This window comes from Rodentibacter sp. Ppn85 (assembly GCF_001999335.1).
GTDB lineage: Bacteria > Pseudomonadota > Gammaproteobacteria > Enterobacterales > Pasteurellaceae > Rodentibacter.
The window spans coordinates 20622-40871 of sequence record NZ_MLHS01000057.1 but is presented as its reverse complement, the minus strand read 5'-3'; the positions used below and the strand labels follow the sequence as shown (position 1 = coordinate 40871).

The 20250-nt window shown below is 40.1% G+C and carries 26 protein-coding genes; 7 read left to right on the top strand and 19 right to left on the bottom strand.

Features of this window, described 5'->3' with window-relative positions; translation table 11 throughout:
* The 14 genes from BKL51_RS09855 to rpsJ form a co-directional block, all read right to left on the bottom strand.
* Positions 1-111: glycosyltransferase family 2 protein (locus tag BKL51_RS09855; RefSeq protein WP_233127121.1), on the bottom strand; the 111-nt coding region annotated here is incomplete at its 3' end.
* Between the two features lie 46 nt (positions 112-157).
* A complete protein-coding gene (locus BKL51_RS09850; RefSeq protein ID WP_233127120.1) occupies positions 158-643 on the bottom strand; it encodes a hypothetical protein in 486 nt (161 codons plus the stop codon).
* Positions 636-788, bottom strand: a complete 153-nt coding sequence (locus BKL51_RS09845; protein ID WP_077466505.1) for an ESPR domain-containing protein — start codon at positions 786-788, stop codon at positions 636-638. Before BKL51_RS09845 ends, BKL51_RS09850 begins: the two co-directional genes overlap by 8 nt.
* A 351-nt stretch (positions 789-1139) precedes the next feature.
* The gene (gene rpsQ, locus BKL51_RS09840; RefSeq protein ID WP_005625886.1) at positions 1140-1397 is read right to left on the bottom strand and encodes a 30S ribosomal protein S17; all 258 of its coding nucleotides are present in this window, start codon (positions 1395-1397) and stop codon (positions 1140-1142) included.
* Complete coding sequence (gene rpmC, locus BKL51_RS09835) at positions 1397-1588, bottom strand: 50S ribosomal protein L29 (RefSeq protein WP_018356233.1); 192 nt, start codon at positions 1586-1588, stop codon at positions 1397-1399. Before rpmC ends, rpsQ begins: the two co-directional genes overlap by 1 nt.
* A complete protein-coding gene (gene rplP, locus BKL51_RS09830) occupies positions 1588-1998 on the bottom strand; it encodes a 50S ribosomal protein L16 (protein WP_018356232.1) in 411 nt (136 codons plus the stop codon). Before rplP ends, rpmC begins: the two co-directional genes overlap by 1 nt.
* Before the next feature lie 13 nt (positions 1999-2011).
* Positions 2012-2719, bottom strand: coding sequence for a 30S ribosomal protein S3 (rpsC, locus tag BKL51_RS09825; protein ID WP_077436058.1), 708 nt, complete (start codon positions 2717-2719; stop codon positions 2012-2014).
* A gap of 17 nt (positions 2720-2736) precedes the next feature.
* The gene (gene rplV, locus BKL51_RS09820; RefSeq protein WP_018356230.1) at positions 2737-3069 is read right to left on the bottom strand and encodes a 50S ribosomal protein L22; all 333 of its coding nucleotides are present in this window, start codon (positions 3067-3069) and stop codon (positions 2737-2739) included.
* Positions 3070-3080: 11 nt separating this feature from the next.
* Positions 3081-3356: a 30S ribosomal protein S19 gene (rpsS, locus tag BKL51_RS09815; protein WP_005539416.1), complete on the bottom strand. Its 276-nt coding sequence runs from the start codon at positions 3354-3356 to the stop codon at positions 3081-3083.
* Between the two features lie 25 nt (positions 3357-3381).
* Entirely contained in the window at positions 3382-4203 is an 822-nt protein-coding gene (rplB, locus tag BKL51_RS09810) for a 50S ribosomal protein L2 (RefSeq protein WP_077466504.1), read from the bottom strand.
* Positions 4204-4220: 17 nt separating this feature from the next.
* Complete coding sequence (rplW, locus tag BKL51_RS09805; RefSeq protein WP_018356228.1) at positions 4221-4520, bottom strand: 50S ribosomal protein L23; 300 nt, start codon at positions 4518-4520, stop codon at positions 4221-4223.
* Positions 4517-5119, bottom strand: coding sequence for a 50S ribosomal protein L4 (gene rplD, locus BKL51_RS09800; protein ID WP_077466503.1), 603 nt, complete (start codon positions 5117-5119; stop codon positions 4517-4519). The genes rplW and rplD overlap by 4 nt, the downstream gene beginning before the upstream one ends.
* A gap of 15 nt (positions 5120-5134) precedes the next feature.
* A complete protein-coding gene (rplC, locus tag BKL51_RS09795) occupies positions 5135-5761 on the bottom strand; it encodes a 50S ribosomal protein L3 (protein WP_077466502.1) in 627 nt (208 codons plus the stop codon).
* 16 nt (positions 5762-5777) lie between these two features.
* The gene (gene rpsJ / locus BKL51_RS09790) at positions 5778-6089 is read right to left on the bottom strand and encodes a 30S ribosomal protein S10 (RefSeq protein WP_077466501.1); all 312 of its coding nucleotides are present in this window, start codon (positions 6087-6089) and stop codon (positions 5778-5780) included.
* 568 nt (positions 6090-6657) lie between these two features.
* On the opposite strand from rpsJ, the gene BKL51_RS09785 reads away from it, so the two are divergent.
* Positions 6658-7923, top strand: a complete 1266-nt coding sequence (locus BKL51_RS09785; protein WP_077466500.1) for a hypothetical protein — start codon at positions 6658-6660, stop codon at positions 7921-7923.
* Positions 7924-8014: 91 nt separating this feature from the next.
* Here the strand turns inward: BKL51_RS09785 and ftsX are convergent, their stop codons facing one another.
* From ftsX to ftsY, 3 genes are read right to left on the bottom strand one after another with little or no spacing between them, the layout of a single operon-like run.
* Entirely contained in the window at positions 8015-8947 is a 933-nt protein-coding gene (gene ftsX, locus BKL51_RS09780; protein ID WP_077466499.1) for a permease-like cell division protein FtsX, read from the bottom strand.
* A 9-nt stretch (positions 8948-8956) separates the two neighbouring features.
* The gene (gene ftsE, locus BKL51_RS09775) at positions 8957-9613 is read right to left on the bottom strand and encodes a cell division ATP-binding protein FtsE (protein ID WP_077466498.1); all 657 of its coding nucleotides are present in this window, start codon (positions 9611-9613) and stop codon (positions 8957-8959) included.
* Between the two features lie 9 nt (positions 9614-9622).
* On the bottom strand, positions 9623-10975 hold the full coding sequence (ftsY, locus tag BKL51_RS09770; RefSeq protein ID WP_077466497.1) for a signal recognition particle-docking protein FtsY: 1353 nt from the start codon (positions 10973-10975) through the stop codon (positions 9623-9625).
* A gap of 97 nt (positions 10976-11072) precedes the next feature.
* Here ftsY and rsmD point away from each other — a divergent pair, with 97 nt between their 5' ends.
* Positions 11073-11654 carry a 16S rRNA (guanine(966)-N(2))-methyltransferase RsmD gene (gene rsmD, locus BKL51_RS09765; RefSeq protein ID WP_077466496.1) on the top strand — a complete coding sequence of 194 codons (582 nt, stop codon included), beginning with the start codon at positions 11073-11075 and terminating at the stop codon, positions 11652-11654.
* 7 nt (positions 11655-11661) lie between these two features.
* Complete coding sequence (gene trmL, locus BKL51_RS09760; RefSeq protein WP_077466495.1) at positions 11662-12141, top strand: tRNA (uridine(34)/cytosine(34)/5-carboxymethylaminomethyluridine(34)-2'-O)-methyltransferase TrmL; 480 nt, start codon at positions 11662-11664, stop codon at positions 12139-12141.
* Between the two features lie 27 nt (positions 12142-12168).
* Here the strand turns inward: trmL and xylB are convergent, their stop codons facing one another.
* Complete coding sequence (gene xylB, locus BKL51_RS09755) at positions 12169-13638, bottom strand: xylulokinase (protein WP_077466494.1); 1470 nt, start codon at positions 13636-13638, stop codon at positions 12169-12171.
* A gap of 56 nt (positions 13639-13694) precedes the next feature.
* Complete coding sequence (xylA, locus tag BKL51_RS09750; protein WP_077466493.1) at positions 13695-15014, bottom strand: xylose isomerase; 1320 nt, start codon at positions 15012-15014, stop codon at positions 13695-13697.
* A gap of 237 nt (positions 15015-15251) precedes the next feature.
* Between xylA and xylF the strand changes: the two genes are divergently transcribed.
* The 4 genes from xylF to BKL51_RS09730 all read left to right on the top strand — a co-directional run bounded on the left by xylF (position 15252) and on the right by BKL51_RS09730 (position 20175).
* Positions 15252-16250: a D-xylose ABC transporter substrate-binding protein gene (xylF, locus tag BKL51_RS09745; protein ID WP_077466492.1), complete on the top strand. Its 999-nt coding sequence runs from the start codon at positions 15252-15254 to the stop codon at positions 16248-16250.
* A gap of 45 nt (positions 16251-16295) precedes the next feature.
* Positions 16296-17807, top strand: a complete 1512-nt coding sequence (gene xylG / locus BKL51_RS09740) for a D-xylose ABC transporter ATP-binding protein (protein WP_077466491.1) — start codon at positions 16296-16298, stop codon at positions 17805-17807.
* A gap of 3 nt (positions 17808-17810) precedes the next feature.
* The gene (locus BKL51_RS09735; protein ID WP_077466490.1) at positions 17811-18938 is read left to right on the top strand and encodes a sugar ABC transporter permease; all 1128 of its coding nucleotides are present in this window, start codon (positions 17811-17813) and stop codon (positions 18936-18938) included.
* A 73-nt stretch (positions 18939-19011) separates the two neighbouring features.
* Entirely contained in the window at positions 19012-20175 is a 1164-nt protein-coding gene (locus tag BKL51_RS09730; protein ID WP_077466489.1) for a XylR family transcriptional regulator, read from the top strand.
* Positions 20176-20250 lie beyond the last annotated feature (75 nt).

Sequence of the window (20250 nt, the reverse complement as noted above, 5' to 3'; positions counted from 1 at the left end):
AATTTCTCTAGTATTATCCGTACTACCATGATCAATAATATGAAGTTCATCTAATAAAGTGAGATTATGCCTAATAAAAGCCTCAATAATATCGCTTTCATTACGGATCATACTTAAACCAACCAATTTTTTATTCATATTTATTTCCCATCAATACTTAATCCTTTAATTTATTTTCTGCAAACTTAAGGTTTTCTCTAAAACGTTGCTTATCTATTTCGGGAATAGAAGGGTTGTCAAGTAATTCTAGGCATAAATCATAACAAAGCTGATAATTTTCTACCCAATAGGCGGCAACAGCTAATTCATCTTTTGCTTTCCAAGAGTAAACCGAATAATCGACAAATAAAATATCTTTGCTTAATAGAATATTAACCGCCGCACCGGCATAGATATAAGCTAATTTAATCTTATCATTAAGGCGTAAATGACGAGCAAGGAAATAAAGACTTTCTGCTCGTTGAGGACGGTATTCATAAGCCGCCAATAAAAGTTGCTGAATTTCATCTAGCGGAGCATTTAGTTCTATTTTTATCAACCCTATTTGTAAGAGGGAATAATAGACTTCTTCAGACCATCCGCCCAAATTAGCCCGAATGGAATACCATTCAATCGCTTTTTCCGGCATATCGGCATTAATCATCTACCGCAGTGATAAGCGAGACGGCAAAAACTGAAATTTTCTTTTCTGTTTTCGACTTAGTTTTGCCTTTTGCTTTAGTTAATTCGGACACGGCCACCCAAGATTGGGTAGCATGATTCCAAATTACTCTAAATATCTTATTCATTTAAGTTGTCCTTGTTGTTTATTATTCATTTTAAGTAGTCTAAACAAATAGAAAGTCTTCCCATCCTAAACAATAGGATGGGAATTTTGCCGACTTTAAGTAGAACAGGAATTCATAACAAGCAACTTTGCTTATCTTTGCCTATCTTTACATAACCTTACAAAATACTAGAGCTCAACATTAGCATTGATAAAATTCAGGCAAATTACAAAAACAAACAAAAGAATGACCGCACTTTTTAAAAAGAAAAATAAAAATGGAAGGGAAACAAATGAAATAAAGGGATGGGGTGTAATAATTAAAAAAGCCAATGGTATTATACCACTGGCTTTTATTCTCTATGATTGTGAATTAAGCGATAACCGCTTTTTCAACAACACGAACTAATGTCCAAGACTTGGTTTTTGATAGAGGGCGGCACTCGCGAATCTCTACGGTATCACCAACTTTGGCTTCATTGTTTTCATCGTGTACGTGTAATTTTGTTGTACGACGGATAAACTTACCGTATAACGGGTGTTTTACCTTACGTTCAATTGCAACAACGAAAGATTTTTCCATTTTGTCGCTAACAACTTTACCTTGTACGCTACGAATTTTATCAGTCATTACTCACCCGCCTTTTCGGTTAATACAGTTTTTACACGTGCAATATCACGACGCACTTGTTTAGCCTGATGGGTTTGTTGAAGCTGACCGGTGGCTGTTTGCATACGCAATTTGAATTGTTCACCTAGAAGATTTAACAATTCAGCATTCAGCTCTTCAACACTTTTTGTACGTAAATCTTGAGCTTTCATTACATCACCGTCTTAGTTACGAAGGTAGTCTTAACCGGCAATTTTGCTGCTGCTAATGCAAACGCATTTCTTGCCACTTCTTCAGACACACCATCCATTTCATAAAGCACTTTACCCGGTTGGATTAAGGCTACCCAGTATTCAACGTTACCTTTACCTTTACCCATACGGACTTCTAATGGTTTTTCAGTAATTGGTTTATCCGGGAATACGCGAATCCAGATTTTACCTTGACGTTTTACCGCACGCGACATCGCACGACGTGCCGCTTCAATTTGACGAGCGGTTAAACGACAACGACCAACAGCTTTTAAACCGTAAGTACCGAAGCTCACTTCAGTACCATTTGCGATACCACGGTTGCGGCCTTTGTGAACTTTACGGAATTTTGTACGTTTTGGTTGCAACATTTAGCGTTTCTCCTTACTTACGACCTTTACCGCGCGGCGCTCTTTTAGGCTTGTCGGCAGGTTGTTGTTCTGATTGCGCAACGGCAGCCATTCCACCAAGAATCTCACCTTTGAAGATCCACACTTTTACGCCGATTACGCCGTAAGTTGTGTGCGCTTCTGCAGTGTTATAATCGATGTCTGCACGAAGAGTATGGAGAGGTACGCGACCTTCACGATACCATTCTGAACGTGCAATTTCTGCACCACCTAAACGACCGCTAACCTCAACTTTGATACCTTTCGCACCCAAACGCATTGCGCTTTGTACCGCACGTTTCATTGCACGACGGAACATAACACGACGTTCTAATTGAGAAGCGATGCTTTCTGCAACTAATTTCGCATCTAATTCAGGTTTTTTCACTTCAGCGATGTTAATTTGAGCCGGAACGCCAGCAATTTTAGATACTGCGTTACGTAATTTTTCAACATCTTCGCCTTTTTTACCGATTACGATACCAGGACGAGCTGTGTGAATAGTTACACGAATACTTTTAGCCGGACGCTCAATTGTAATACGTGAAACCGAAGCATTTGCCAATTCTTTATTTAAGAATTTGCGTACTTTGAAATCGCCTTCAAGATTGTCAGCGAAGTCTTGTGTATTCGCGAACCAAGTAGAACTCCAAGGTTTAACAATACCTAGGCGAATACCATGTGGATGTACTTTTTGACCCATTGCTATTCTCCTACTGATTAACGATCCGACACAACCACAGTGATGTGGCTAGTACGTTTTAAAATACGATCTGCACGACCTTTAGCACGTGGCATAACACGTTTCATGCTAGGACCTTCATCTACGAAGATTTTAGCAACTTTAAGATCATCAATATCTGCACCGTCATTGTGCTCTGCGTTTGCAATAGCTGATTCTAAAACTTTCTTCACTAAAGACGCTGCTTTTTTGTTGGTGAAAGTTAAAATTTCTAATGCTTGCGCAACTTTTTTACCACGAATTAAATCGGCAACTAAGCGAGCTTTTTGGGCAGAAGTGCGAGCGTAACGATGTTTTGCAATAGTTTCCATCTCTTTACCTCTTATTTCTTAGCTTTCTTATCTGCCGCGTGACCGCGGTATGTACGAGTCGGTGCAAATTCACCTAATTTATGGCCGATCATTTCATCGGAAACATAAACCGGAACGTGCTGACGACCATTATGGACTGCGATGGTCAATCCAATCATTGATGGAATGATCATTGAACGACGGGACCAAGTTTTGATTGGTTTTTTATCCCCGCTTTCCACCGCCTTCTCTACCTTCTTCAACAAGTGTAGGTCAAGGAAAGGACCTTTCTTGAGAGAACGTGGCATGGCTAATCCTCTTTAATTTAATCTATTATTTGCCACGACGACGTACGATATATTTATCGGTACGTTTGTTGTGACGAGTTTTCTTACCTTTGGTTTGAACGCCCCATGGAGTAACAGGGTGTTTACCAAAGTTACGGCCTTCACCACCACCGTGCGGGTGGTCAACTGGGTTCATTGCAGTACCACGAACTGTAGGACGAATACCTCTCCAGCGGCTAGCACCGGCTTTACCCAATACGCGAAGCATATGCTCTGAGTTACCGACTTCACCGATAGTTGCCATACACTCAGCTAATACTTTACGCATTTCACCTGAACGTAAACGTAAAGTCACATAGTTTCCTTCACGTGCAATGATCTGTACATACGCACCTGCGGAACGGGCAATTTGACCGCCTTTACCCGGTTTTAATTCAACGTTATGCACTGTTGAACCGACCGGAATATTACGCATTGGTAATGCATTACCCACTTTAATTGGTGAGTTAATACCAGCTTGAATTTGATCGCCTACTGACAATCCTTTAGGTGCTAAGATATAACGACGTTCACCGTCTTTATAAAGCACTAAAGCGATGTTAGCAGAGCGGTTCGGATCATATTCTAAACGCTCAACAACCGCTGGGATATCTAACTTGTTACGTTTGAAATCGATTAAACGGTAGTGTTGTTTATGACCGCCACCAATGTGACGAGTTGTAATACGACCATAGTTGTTACGACCACCGGTTTTAGATTTAGCATCTAGTAGTGGTGCGTAAGGTTTACCCTTGTGTAATTCAGGGTTCACGATTTTTACAACGTGACGACGACCAGCGGAGGTCGGCTTACATTTAACGATAGCCATTCTTTATTCTCCTCCGATTACTCTGCACTGTCTACGAAGTCCAAATTTTGGCCTTCGGCTAAAGTTACATAAGCTTTTTTCCAGTCGCTGCGACGACCCATTTTGGTACCACGGCGTTTGGTTTTACCTTTAACAACCACAGTACGAACTGAATCTACTTTTACTTCAAATAATTGAGCAACAGCTGCAGCAATTTCAGCTTTGTTCGCATCTAAAGCAACTTTAAGTACAACAGTGTTAGATTTTTCAGCATTGTTAGTTGCTTTTTCAGAGATGTGCGGTGCACGAAGCACACTCAGCAAACGTTCTTGACTCATGCTAAGATCTCCTCAATTTGTTTCACAGCATCAACAGTAACAATCACTTTATCAAAAGCGATTAAGCTTACCGGATCGATACCTTGCACATCACGTACGTCAACTTTATATAAGTTACGGGCGGCTAAGAACAGATTTTCATCTAAACTTGCTGTGATAATTAACGCATCTTCAACTGCTAAATCTTTTAATTTTTGTACTAAAACTTTAGTTTTCGGTGCTTCAATCTCAAATTTCTCAACAACCATTAAACGGTCTTGACGAACTAATTCGGAGAGAATGCTTTTAATTGCACCTCGGTACATTTTTTTGTTCACTTTTTGGCTGTGATCTTGTGGTTTTGCCGCAAAGGTTGTACCACCGGAACGCCAAATTGGTGACTTAATATCACCGGAGCGAGCGCGACCGGTACCTTTTTGACGCCAAGGTTTTTTACCTGAACCAGACACTTCAGCACGAGTTTTTTGTGCACGAGTACCTTGACGCGCACCTGCTGCGTAAGCAACAACAACTTGGTGGATCAATGCTTCGTTAAACTCACGTCCGAAGGTAGTTTCAGAAACAGTGAGTGCATTTGCACCTACAACTTGTAATTCCATCTCTATCTCCTAGACTTATGCTTTAACTGCCGGCTTAACGATAACATTACTATTGATTGCACCAGGTACAGAACCTTTTACTAATAGTAATTTACGCTCAGCATCTACACGAACAACTTCAAGTGATTGAACGGTTACGCGCTCAGCACCTAAATGTCCTGCCATTTTTTTACCTTTAAACACTCGACCCGGAGTTTGGTTTTGACCAATAGAACCAAGTACACGATGTGATAAAGAGTTACCGTGGGTAGCATCTTGAGTACGGAAATTCCAACGTTTAACACCACCTTGGAAACCTTTACCTTTAGAAGTACCGGTAACATCAACTTTTTTAACATCAGCAAAGATGTCAACATTGATTTCTTGACCTAAAGTGAATTCTTCACCTTCAGTACGAAATTCCCATAAACCGCGACCAGCTTCAACACCTGCTTTCACGAAATGACCTGCTTCCGGCTTAGTTACACGATTCGCTTTTTTAGAACCTGTGGTAACTTGAATTGCAGTATAGCCATCGTTTTCAAGAGTTTTAACTTGAGTTACGCGGTTGGCTTCGATTTCGATAACGGTAACCGGTACTGACACACCGTCTTCATTGAAGATACGGGTCATACCAACTTTACGACCGACTAAACCAATCATTGTAATAACCTCTTAATTAACCTAGGCTGATCTGCACGTCAACGCCGGCAGCCAAATCTAAACGCATTAATGCATCAACAGTTTTTTCTGTTGGCTCTACGATATCTACTAAACGTTTGTGAGTACGAATTTCATATTGGTCACGCGCATCTTTACTTACGTGTGGAGAAATCAACACGGTGAAACGCTCTTTACGGGTTGGTAAAGGAATCGGACCACGAACTTGTGCACCGGTACGTTTAGCTGTTTCTACGATCTCCGCAGTAGATTGATCGATCAAACGATGATCGAATGCTTTTAAGCGGATACGGATTCTTTGGTTCTGCATTAGACCAGAGCTCCAATAAAATTTAGCTAATAAAAAACTAACACCAATCACAATTCTAACTTCAAAATAGAAAAGGAGGTGCAAGTTACCTGTTATATAGTCTCCAAATCGGAAACATTGTTTGACACAACATATCGTTGCGCACGTTTAATAAATGATTACATTAAACGGCTCTCACATTGAGAACCTATAAATGGTACATAAAACCAAAACGGATTGCAAGGTATTTATTAAAAAATATACGAAAGTGCGGTTATTTTTCACATAGTTTATAATCCTGGGGCTTTCCATAATGAAGTTATCCCTATCACACTGAAACACTCCAAATATTCTTTTCTATTTTTCATCCAAGATACTAAATACGTTATACGTTTTTCATCAATCAAAGTTTCTAACAGTATCTATCTTCTACAACGCATATTTTCTTTATAGTAGATGGTAGCTATATAACAGCCGTCCATATAAATCAACCTAGCTAAATTCATATCATTCCATTTTCCAGTTCTAGTTATTTGATGGAAAATCTTATAAAATAAGTTCTCTCCTTAAAAATAATCAATAAAAAATTATGGCAGACTACTCAAAAAAATATATTGCTAAACACGTTAAATTTATATCCCCAGATGTGATTGAAGTAAAACGCCCTATTTCACCCATGATCCGTTTTTTCATATTTATGCTTTATGTTGTATTTATGATAATAGCTTTTGTTGAGTATCAAAGTAGGGATAACATTTCTAATCAAGACGTCTGGGACTCTTTCTTTCACCCTAAAGAATTAACAGAAAGAAAATATCAAGAATATGTTATCTATGTTACCGAAGATATAAAAGGAAAAACAAGAAAAGAAAATGAAATAAAGTTATTTCAGCCAGATTATCACCATAACGTCTCAGCCCCACTTACGTCTGAAGAAATCGAGAAAGCTTATTATACAAGCACTAAATTAAAAGAATACCTAAAAAAAGAATGTAATAATTTTCAAGAATATATATGTGCTGAATTTACTTATTTTCGACTCTATAATCAATTAGCAGAAATAAAAACACCAACATTTGAAGAGTTTGAAAAAGAGCATGCTAATATTATTATAAATTTACGTCAATGGGGATACACATTATTTTTAACTCCGTTTTTTCTTCACTTATTTTTTAGTTTAATTCCTAATCAACGCCCAGTTAGAATTGACAAACATAAAAAAATCGCTTACTTACAATCTTGGGGAAGATTTTATATTTATAAAATTCCAAAAATTATTTTTCAACGCAAAAAATATGGTTATAGTGCCAACACTGTTAATCAGATGTATTCTTTTAACAATGCTCTATTTTTCTCAACAATAACCACCTCTAAAGAAGATATTTCTGATTTTGGGAATTATCTATTACCAATGATATATAATGAAAAGCCTAGAGTAATTCTATTAGGTCTTCCTGCCGAAAAGAAAGAATCCATTATAGTTAGGCAAATCGGAGATTTTGGAATAGGAAAAGGAGAACTAATGGATTTTATTGAAGAATTTTTACTGAGTGATAATGATGATTTTTACTCTATGTATTCTAATGATAATCGTAAAAATTGTTTCCACAATATGCTAAGTTTTACTCTATTTCCAATAAGATATAACGAAGATAGGACCCTAGAACGTATTGAAAAATGGCTTAGTAGACCAAGTAATAATGAAGAATCACAAAATCTCGCTAAAGCAAGAGCGATATATTATCAAATTGAAAAGAAAGTGGATAAAGTACTCATCAGAAAAATTATTATTCTTGCTATTCTAGCAAGCATTGCCTCTCTTCTTCAGACCCTAAGACTGAGAGGCCTTTTGTAGTATGTAAAGGTTATTTTATACCTTTACTATAGAAGAGCGAATTAAATCGTATCTTCCCTCAAAAATAACCGCACTTTTCAAAATTCACCTCTTAAATGCGATTATCAATCAATGCAATATGCCGTTTCGCCGCACTCCAAGCACCGACATAACCCATGATTAAACAACTCGCTAAGAGAAAAATCAATTCTCCGACAGCTAAACCGTTTAGGGCAAACTGCACGGCGAAAATATCCGTAACATACTTCACCGCCGAGGTGAAATAACCGATGATAAAACTACTAAAAATAGCGGCAACAAAACCGCCGAGCACAGCATAAATCATTCCGGTGTAGAGGTAAGGACGAAGGATAAAATTATCCGTAGCCCCCAGCAATTTCATTACGTCAATGCTGGCTCGGCTACTATATACGTCAGACCGAATACTGTTGCCAATTACTAAAAATACCGCAATAGTCATCAATACGGTACAGAAAATCGCCACATGTGCAACTAACCACGAAAGTGCGGTTAATTTTTCCATCCAATCATTATCTAAACGGACTTCTTGTACTCCTTTGATTTTATCAAGATTCGCACGTAATGTTTCGCGTTTTTCCGAAGTTTCAAAAGCTTTTGACGGTTTTACCATCACCACCGCCGGTAGCGGATTATCATCAAGAATTTCCAACTCTTCGCCAAAGCCCGACCAACTTTTAAATTCTTTCAGACTCTCTTGACGAGAAACATAATTCATGGAATCAACACCTTCTTGTTGGCGAATTTTTTCCACCACCAGATTGGCATCTTCTTCACTTAAATTTTTGTGCAAATAAATGGTAAGTTCGCTTTCCGGATAAAATTGCGTAGTGACTAAATGTAAATTTTTCCACATTAAATAGCTGACAGTAGGAATGGTGAGCGAAACGGCAATAACCAAAATAGTGAGCAACGTACCGAATTTGCGTTGCCACAAATCAGCCGACACAGCACGTAAGGTGTAAGCCGTTTGCACAAAAAAAGAAGCATCAGTTGATCGGCTCATGGTTTTTCCTTAATAACGTAAATAGCCTTGTTCAAGCACTAAGCAAGGTTTTGGTTTTTGTTGGATTAAATTAATATTATGGGTAGCGATTAATACGGTCATTCCTAAACGATTAAATTCTTCAAAAAGATTAAAAATGCCTAACGACAACCCATCATCAAGATTTCCCGTCGGTTCATCCGCCAATAAAAGTTGCGGTTTATGCACAATAGCACGGGCAATATCAACCCGTTGTTGTTCTCCACCGGAAATTTGCGGGGGCAAATAGTGAGCCTTATTACGAAGCCCTACGCGATCAAGGGATGCCATAGCACGAGAATGGGCGTCTTTCGGGTGCATTCTGGCAATAATAAGCGGGAGCGCCACATTTTCTACAACACTGCGGTCCGTCAATAAACGATAATCTTGGTGAACCATGCCGATTTGACGACGCAAAAAAGGAATTTCATATTTTGACAGACGGGTAATATTGTGGCCATTAAACCAAATTTGTCCCGCATTGGCTTTTTCCATCCCCATAATCAACTTAAGCAAGGTACTTTTCCCTGCGCCGGAATGCCCCACCAGATAGGTCATGCTACCTATAGGCAAATGAAAATTTAGCCCTTGTAACGCCGGTTGGGTCGCACCATGATAGGCTTTGGATACATTAGAAAATTTAATCACGATCCGTCCCTATTCTTCTTCGTGGATAAATAATGCGTCAATAAATTCTTTGGCATTAAATTCGCGTAAATCTTCAATTTTTTCACCCATACCGATATAACGAATCGGTAACCGGAACTGATCGGCAATGGCGAAAATCACCCCGCCTTTTGCCGTACCGTCCAGTTTTGTGAGAGAAATACCGGTTAAACCGACAGCTTCATTAAATAATTTTGCTTGGCTGATGGCATTTTGCCCTGTCCCCGCATCAAGCGTGAGCATAATTTCATGGGGTGCGGTTTCATCATATTTTTTCATCACCCTAACGATTTTTTTCAGCTCGTCCATCAAATTATTTTTATTTTGCAAACGCCCTGCCGTATCAGCAATTAAGATATCAATGTGGCGTGCTGCAGCAGATTGCATCGCATCAAAAATAACCGAGGCGGAATCCGATCCCGTACTCTGTGCGACAACCGGAATATTATTTCGCTCGCCCCACACTTGCAATTGCTCTACCGCTGCCGCACGGAAAGTATCGCCGGCAGCTAACATCACGGATTTACCTTCCGCTTGGAATTTCCGCGCAAGTTTGCCAATCGTAGTGGTTTTCCCCACTCCATTCACTCCTACCATTAAAATCACATAAGGTTTTTTCGAAGTATCGATTTTCAATGGTTGTGCGACCGGCTCAAGAATATCCGCCATTTCGACTTTGAGCTGTTGATAGAGCAACTCCGCATCTTGTAATTGTTTGCGACTTGCGTGTTCAGTGAGGTTTTTAATGATTTTAGAGGTTGTCGGCACACCAATATCCGCAATTAGCAACTGCTCTTCCAATTCCTCAAATAATTCATCATCAATTTTTTTGCCTAAGAAAAAACTGCGAAAACCGGCACCGATATTTTGCTTGGTTTTGAGTAAGCCTTTCACTAAACGACTGAAAAAACCGCCTTCGCTTGGTTTTTCACGGGTTTCGGTTTCCACCGTCGGTTGAAGTTCTTCTTTGATATCTTCAATAATTTCAGAGGTTATTTCGATTTCTTCAACAGGAAGATTTTTTTCCGCATTTTCAGGCACAATAATTGGATCGGATGGTTCAAGTGCGGTCGAAATTTCCGCATTTTTTTCTTCTATTTCAGCTTGTTCCACCTCATCTTTTTGAGCCTCTTCAGTTAAAACAGGGTCAAAATTTACCGCACTTTCTGCTTCACCTGACGGTTCTTTCACCTTTTCAACAGGCGATTCGATAATTTCGCTTTCAACAGCCGTTTCCTCGATTTTTTCTTCTTCAATAGTAGGCTCAATTTGGGGTTCTTCTTGTTTCTTATTACGCCCGAATAAGGATGCCCAAAATCCGCCTTTTTTCTTTTCTTCTGCCATAAATTGTTCTCTTAACTGCCGTCCGATAAAAATGTGGTTTATTCTAACAAAAAATCGTCTAAACTAAGCACAATTTTCACTAAAAATCCGATGCCTTATGAAAAAATCGCAAGTACCGTCCCCAAAAGGCGAAGTGCGCATCATTGCCGGTTTATGGCGTGGGCGGAAATTGCCTGTGTTAAATGCGGAGGGATTACGCCCCACCGGCGACCGGGTAAAAGAAACCCTGTTCAATTGGCTTATGCCTTATATTCACCAAGCGAAATGTTTAGACGGTTTTGCCGGCAGCGGTTCATTAGGGATGGAAGCCCTTTCCCGCCAAGCCGAAAAAGTCACTTTTTTGGAAAAAGACAAAACCGTTGCCGATCAACTAAAAAAAAATCTACAGACGCTAAAATGCACGACGGAACAAGCCCAAGTGTTCAATCAAAGTTGCTTGGATTTTTTAAAACAACCGCAAAATCAACCACACTTTGATGTGGTTTTCCTTGATCCGCCTTTCCATTTTGGCTTGGCAGAACAGGCGATCCGTCTGCTTGCTGAAAATAACTGGCTGTCCCCTAATGCCCTTATTTATGTGGAAACGGAAAAACAGCGTCAACTCAACACACCAGAAAACTGGACGTTGTTAAAAGAGAAAACCGCCGGAATGGTGAGTTATCGTTTATATCAAAACTGAGAAAATTATGTTAGACATTGTTTTATACGAGCCGGAAATTCCACAAAACACCGGCAATATTATTCGCCTTTGTGCCAATACCGGTTTTCGTTTGCACTTAATCGAGCCCCTCGGTTTCACTTGGGATGATAAACGATTACGCCGTTCGGGCTTGGATTATCACGAATTCGCCGAGATCAAACGCCACAAAACCTTTGAAGCTTTTTTAGAAAACGAAAAACCGAAACGCTTATTTGCCCTTACGACCAAAGGTTCGCCGGCTCATAGCCAAGTGAAATTCAAGTTGGGCGATTATTTAATGTTCGGCCCCGAAACCCGCGGTATCCCGATGTCGATTTTAGACAGTCTTCCGCCGGAACAGAAAATCCGAATTCCGATGACAGCCAACAGCCGCAGTATGAATTTATCCAATTCCGTAGCGGTTGCCGTGTATGAAGCTTGGCGACAGTTAGGCTATGAAAGTGCGGTCAATTTTTCCAATAAATAAAACGAAAGGTGGGGTAACCCACCTTTTTTAATGGAGAGAATGAAGATAAGCAAGATAACGTTGATAAACTATTTCGTAGGATTCAACATTTTTTTGGTGAGGGGAGCATATTGAATTCCGGTCTAAATGTACAAATTCTTCACACAATGTATCCAACTCTCCCTCACCATTTGCCCACATCGCTTGAATCGCCCCGCCAAGTGCCGCCGCTTCATCCTCCAACAGACACACCACTTCCGTATTCATCACATCCGCTATCATTTGCCGCCAAAGCAGGCTTTTCGCGCCACCGCCAATCAAACGAATTTGTGAAGTAGCCAAGCCTGCCTGTCGGAAAAGATCCAAACCGTAACGCAAGGTAAAAGTCGCCCCTTCCATCATGGCGCGGCAAAGATTTGCCTGAGTGAAATTACTTGAATCCAAACCTAAAATACGGGCTTTTTCATTTGGTAACGGCGGAACTCGCTCACCGTTAAAAAACGGTAAAATGCTGATTCCCTCCGCACCGATTGGCGCTTGTTGGGCGAGATGATTAAATTCCTCTACATTAATGTTGAGCAAATTCATCAGCTGTTTATTTGATGAAGTCATATTCATCACACAAATAAGCGGCAACCAACCGTTATTGCTTGAACAAAAATTAGCAATCATCGGAGGGAGATTAAGCAGGGGTTGTTTCGTGTAAGCATATAATGTACCGGATGTGCCAAGGCTCATTGTTACGATTCCTTCACGAATATTGCCCGTACCAATCGCCCCCATCATATTGTCACCGCCGCCGGTGGCGACAATCACATTTTTATTCAAGCCGAATTGAGCCGCAATCTCCGCTTTTATCACACCGATCTTTTCTTGTGCGCAAAGTACCTGTGGTAATACTTCATTCATCTCCAATTCCGGCGCAATTCGGGCAAATACCGTCGGATTCCATTGCCGTTTCACCACATCAAAATAGCCGGTACCGGAGGCATCGCCAAACTCCGTACAAAAATTGCCGGTAAGCCAGTAATTAAGGTAATCGTGCGGTAACATAATTTTTCGGATTTGCCCAAAAAGTGCCGGATAGTGCTTGCGAAACCAACACAATTTAGAGGCAGTATAACCCGTTTGACAGAGAATACCGAGTTGATGAAACACAGCCTCTTCCCCACCAAGATGTTCAATCAGTGCCACATTTTCACTTGCCGTTTCCGTATCACACCAAAGCTTTGCATTGTATAAAGGTTGATCGTTCTCATCCAACAAAACTAAGCCGTGTTGCTGACCGGAAATGCCGATACCTTTAATCAAGTGCGGTAATATTTGCGCTTGTTTTAACGCATTATTTAATGCCTGTTTGAATGCCTCAATCCACCAACTCGGATGCTGTTCACGCCGTCCGTTTGATTGTTCAATCAAATCATGTACGGCATAGCCGACCCCGATAACTTTGTTCCGCACAGAATCTACAACTATCGCTTTCGTGCCCTGCGTACCACAATCAATGCCGATATACATACTGCCTCCACAACTAAAAAGTGCGGTGAAAAATGACCGCACTTTTGAACTAACGTTTAACGATAAATGACTTGATTTACGATATTTTCTAAATACTCTTGCTGACCGGATACCGGTTTTGGATCCCAGCCTTTTTCTTGCACAAGTCGGGCAAGTTGTTCCAAAGAGAGCTGACCTTGCAAAATCCGTTGACCGAGTTCACCGCTCCAACCGGCATAGCGCGCCTCGACTATTTTTTGTAAAGTTTCTTCTTGGAGCATTTTTGCCGCACGTTTTAAAGACAGTGCCAACACATCAATCGCTCCGATATGAGCATAAAATAAATCGTCAGGATCGGTACTTTGGCGACGAACTTTCGCATCAAAATTAAAACCGCCCGTGGTAAATCCGCCATATTTCAAAATTTCATACATCACTAAAGTATTTTCCTCTACGCTATTCGGAAATTGATCGGTATCCCAACCGAGCTGCGGATCACCACGGTTGGCATCAATGGAACCGAAAATATCTAATGCGCAGGCAGTTGCCACTTCATGTTGGAAAGTGTGTCCTGCAAGGGTCGCATGATTCGCTTCAATGTTTACCTTAATTTCTTTTTCCAATCCGAATTGTTTTAGAAAACCATAAACGGTTGCCACATCATAATCATATTGATGTTTTGTCGGTTCCTGCGGTTTCGGCTCAATTAACAACGTGCCGTTGAAACCGATTTTATACTTATGTTCCACCACCATTTGCATAAAACGCCCAAGTTGTTCACGCTCACGTTTAAGATCCGTGTTAAGCAAGGTTTCATAGCCTTCACGCCCGCCCCACAATACATAGTTTTCCCCTCCTAAGCGTTTTGTGGCATTCATCGCATTGAATACCTGCATCGCCGCCCATGCAAATACTTCCGGATTCGGATTTGTCGATGCACCAGACATATAACGCGGATTGGTAAAACAATTTGCCGTTCCCCATAACAATTTTATACCGCTTTCCGCTTGTTTGCGTTCTAAAATATCCGTCATATGGTGAAAATTTTGTAAGTATTCCTGTGATGAATTGCCTTCCGGCGCAACATCCACATCGTGAAAGCAATAATAAGGCACACCTAATTTACTTAAAAACTCAAAGGCAATATCTGCTTTTTGTTCCGCCCCGGCAAGGGCATTGGTATGCTTTTGCCAGTTACGGTCAAACGAGCCTTGTCCGAACATATCATTCCCATTCCAACAAAAAGTATGCCAATAACACACGGCTAAGCGTAAATGTTCCGCCATAGTTTTGCCTAAAATGATCTGATTCGCATCATAATGTTTAAAAGCAAAAGGATTGGTTGAATCTGCCCCTTCAAAGGTGATTTTTTCAATTTTATTGAAATAACTTGCCATAAGATTTCCCTCTTTGAGTAATGAAGTTGCTTGTATTTTTATGAAAAACACCTTACTCATCAATTACGTTATTTTGTTTTCCTGTGGCGAGAATTTACAATTGTGGCGTAGATCACAATTGTGAAAAAACGTAATGATAGTGAAAGATTTTATAATTGAAAGACTCGGTTAAAGTGGGAAAACTATCAATCGGAGCAATAATTCAACCTTCCGTTCAATTAACTATGAGGTATCAGTATGAAAATTAAATCTGCTTTACTCACTCTTGTAACCGTTTTAACGGTATTAAGTAGTTCCGCCTATTCTAAAGATCTTAAAATCGGCTTATCTATTGATGATCTTCGCTTGGAGAGATGGCAAAAAGATCGCGACATTTTTGTTAAAAAAGCAGAATCCATGGGGGCAAAAGTTTTCGTGCAATCCGCAAACGGTGACGATTCGGCACAAATCTCTCAAATTGAAAATATGATCAATAAAGATATTGATGTTTTAGTGATTATTCCGCACAACGGTGAAGTATTGAGCAACGTCATTTCTGAAGCGAAAAAAGAGGGAATTAAAGTATTGGCTTATGATCGCTTAATTAACAATGCCGAATTAGATTTCTATGTTTCTTTTGATAATGAAAAAGTCGGGGAATTACAGGCAAAAAGCGTTGTTGCGGTAAAACCGGAAGGTAATTATTTCTTAATGGGCGGTTCACCGGTTGATAACAACGCAAAATTGTTTAGAAAAGGACAAATGAAAGTCTTAGATCCTTTAATTAAAACGGGGAAAATTAAAGTGGTTGGCGATCAATGGGTAGATTCGTGGCTCGCAGAAAAAGCATTACAAATTATGGAAAACGCACTCACTGCCAATAAAAATAATATTGATGCCGTGGTCGCTTCAAATGATGCGACTGCCGGTGGAGCGATTCAAGCATTAAGCGCACAAGGATTATCGGGTAAAGTGGCTATTTCAGGTCAAGATGCGGATTTAGCCGCGATTAAACGCATTGTAAGCGGTTCACAAACCATGACCGTTTATAAACCTATTACGAAACTTGCTGATAAAGCCGCTCAAATCGCAGTGCAACTGGGCAAAAACGAAAAAGTAGAATCCAACGCAGAGCTGAATAACGGACTTAAAAATGTCCCCGCCTATTTACTTGATCCGGTTGCCGTTGATAAAACCAATATTGATGAAACCATCATTAAAGACGGTTTCCATACAAAAGAGAGCGTTTATCAATAAGCTTAAAGGGGAAGTCTCTTCCCCTCTATTTTAGGGAGTATAGCTATGGCATTGTTAGAAATGAGGAATATCACAAAAACATTCGGTGATGTGACCGCACTTTGCGATATTTCCATTGAGCTCGAGGCCGGCGAGATCTTATCCTTGTGCGGTGAAAACGGCTCGGGAAAATCAACACTTATGAAAGTGCTTTGTGGCATTTATCCCTATGGGGATTACAGTGGCAAGATCTATTTTTCAGAAAGTGAACTGAAAGCAAAAAATATCAAAGACACGGAAGAAAAAGGTATTTCGATTATTCATCAGGAGCTTACGCTCGTCAAAAATATGTCAGTGTTGGAAAATATTTTTTTGGGTAACGAAATCACTCGTAGATGTACCGCTGCCGATAATGAAATGTATCTACGTTGTAAAACATTACTGCAACAAGTCCAATTAGATATTGATCCGAATACCCGTGTGGGGGAATTAGGGCTTGGTCAGCAACAATTAGTTGAAATTGCAAAGGCATTAAATAAGCAAGTAAGATTATTGATCCTTGATGAGCCTACCGCTTCATTAACCGAAAAAGAAACCGCTATTCTATTAACGCTCGTTAAAGATTTAAAAGCGCATAACATTGCCTGCATCTATATTTCCCATAAATTAAATGAAGTGAAAGAGATTTCCGATAAAATTTGTGTCATTCGGGACGGTGAACACATTGGAACAAAAAATGCCGACACAATGAGTGAAGATGACATTATCACCATGATGGTCGGAAGAGAAATTACCTCCCTTTACCCTCATGAACCTCACGAAATTAAAGCTGAAATTTTACGTGTTGAAAACCTTTCCGCTTGGCATCCTATCAATACACATATCAAACGCGTGGACGATGTAAGCTTTAACCTTCACGCCGGCGAAATTCTTGGTATTGCCGGACTTGTAGGTTCCGGTCGAACGGAAACGGTGCAATGCCTGTTTGGTTCTTATCAAGGTAAATATGAAGGAAATATCTTTATCAACCAAAAACAAGTACATATCAAAAATTGCACACAGGCTATCGAACATAAAATTATGATGGTACCGGAGGATCGTAAAAAACACGGTATTGTCTCCATTATGGGCGTAGGTAAAAACATTACGCTTTCTTCATTAAAAGAATATTGTTTTGGAAAAACATTGATCAATGAGGCAAAAGAAGAACAAGTTATCAATTCTGCGATTAAACAATTAAAAGTAAAAACATCTTCTCCGGAACTTCCTATTGGGCGGTTAAGTGGCGGAAACCAACAAAAAGCCATTCTGGCAAAATGCTTATTGTTAAACCCCAAAATCCTTATTTTAGACGAACCGACGAGGGGTATTGATGTTGGCGCAAAATACGAAATCTACAGATTAATCAACCAATTAGCAAAAGAAGGGATGGCAATTATCGTGATTTCCTCAGAATTACCGGAAGTACTGGGTATTAGTGATCGAATCCTTGTCATGCACCAAGGTAAACTCAAAGCCAGCCTGATTAATAACGGGCTCACCCAAGAACAAGTCATGGAAACCGCACTTAAGGAGTAATTTATGTTTAAGTTAAAACCCGCAAATTTACAGGTTTATATTATGCTCGTTGCCATTGCAGTCATTATGGTATTTTTCACCTTTGCGACGGACGGCGCTTATTTAAGCGCACGCAACATTTCTAACCTGTTACGTCAAACCTCCATAACGGGTATTCTTGCCATTGGAATGGTATTTGTCATTATTTCTGCCGAAATCGATTTATCCGTCGGTTCTTTAATGGGATTATTAGGCGGATTTGCGGCCATTGCGGATGTATGGTGGGGATTGCCGTTACCTCTCACAATCATCGCAACGCTCGCTTTAGGTTTAGTGTTCGGTGTTTGGAACGGCTGGTGGGTTGCCTATCGTAAAGTTCCCTCATTTATTGTTACCCTCGCAGGTTATCTTGCTTTCCGAGGCATTTTAATCGGACTAACCAATGGCACAACCGTATCACCGATTAGCGGTTCTATGACGATCATCGGACAAGGATACCTTTCCGACATTAGCGGATTTATCCTTGGCGGAATAGTTGTTATCGGTTTTGTTCTTTGGGGGCATTACCAACGCAAAAGTCGCCAACAACTTCAACTTAACGTTCCGCCATTATCAAAAGATTTTTCCAAATACGCCTTATTTGCCGTTATCCTATTAGGGGCTATTTATCTGTTAAATGATTATCGCGGTATTCCGTTTCCCGTATTAGTCCTTTCAATTCTTGTCATATTCGGATTGTTCCTTTCGCGTAAAACCGCTTTCGGTCGCCATGTTTATGCCATTGGAGGCAATATTGAGGCGGCAAAATTATCCGGCATTAACGTAGAAAAAACCAAACTGATCATCTTTGCGATGAACGGAGTATTGGTTGCTATTGCAGGGTTAATTTTAAGTGCGCGTTTAGGGGCGGGTTCACCTTCCGCCGGACAAAATGCCGAGCTTGATGCCATTGCAGCTTGTGTCATTGGCGGCGCCAGTTTGGCAGGAGGTATCGGTAGCGTATTTGGCGTTGTCATCGGTGCGTTAATTATCGCTTCTTTGGATAACGGTATGAGTATGCTTGATGTGCCGACATTCTGGCAATATATCGTTAAAGGCGCAATTTTATTACTTGCCGTATGGATTGATACCAGTAGTAAGAAAAAAATGTGATTTTTCTATCCGCACTTTTATAAAAATTCATTTTTCGCTATATTTCTCATAATAAAATTATAAGGATGGGGTAATGGCGGAACAATACTACAAAATCGCACTCTTATTTAATGCCAATAAAGTGTATGATCGGCAAGTAGTAGAAGGTATCGGACAATATGTTCAAGCTTCACAGTGTCTATGGGATATTTTTGTAGAAGATGAATTTATTTACCATGCCGATAGCATAAATCATTTGTCTATCGACGGTATTATTGCTGATTTTGATGATCCTCAAACCGCAAAACTGCTCAAGCATACCCAAATTCCCACGATTGCAGTCGGAGGATCTTATAAACACCCTGATTTTTACCCGCACTTTCCTTACGTTGCCACAAATAACGAGGCACTTGTCGAGCTTGCTCTTTTCCATCTTCAGCAAAAAGGGCTGTCTCACTTTGCGTTTTACGGATTACAAATAGACAGTGAAAAACATTGGTCAAAAGAGCGAAAAAATTCATTTGTAGCATTAATGGAAAAAAATCACTATCCGCTCTACCTCTATGAATGCGGAAAAATTAATGCACAAAATTGGCTGACCGAACAAGCAAAACTCACCGGTTGGTTAAAAACTTTACCGCTTCATACAGGCATCATTGCCGTCACCGATGCGCGGGCGCGACATTTATTACAAGCCTGCGAATATAGCAAAATAGCGGTACCGGAAGAACTTTGTATCGTAGGCATTGATAATGAAGAATTGATCCAATATTTGTCTCGAGTATCGCTCTCTTCGGTGGAACAAGGTACCAGGGAAATAGGCTATCAAGCGGCAAAATTATTACATCGATTGCTGAACGGTCAAAGCGTATCTCATAATCCGATTTTAATCCCTCCCATCACAGTACACGCCCGTAATTCAACGGATTACCGCTCGTTAAGCGATCCGCTCGTGATGCAAGCCATGCATTATATCCGTCACAGGGCATGCCAAGGCATTAAAGTAGAACAAGTATTGGATCATCTTGCGATCTCACGCTCAAATCTCGAACAACGTTTCAAAAATGAGATGAATAAAACCATTCATCAGGTTATTCACGAAGAAAAAATCTCGCGGGCAAAAAATTTATTACAACAAACGGATATTTCCATTCAAGAAATCTCCGAGATTTGCGGTTATCCTTCAATTCAATACTTTTACTCCGTGTTTAAGAAAGAATTTGGCATGACTCCAAAAGAATTTAGAAAGAATAGTTAAATAAAAGTGCGGTTAAAAAACACGCTGAATTTTAACCGCTCTTTTTTAAATCTTTAAAACTTGATCTATCTCTAT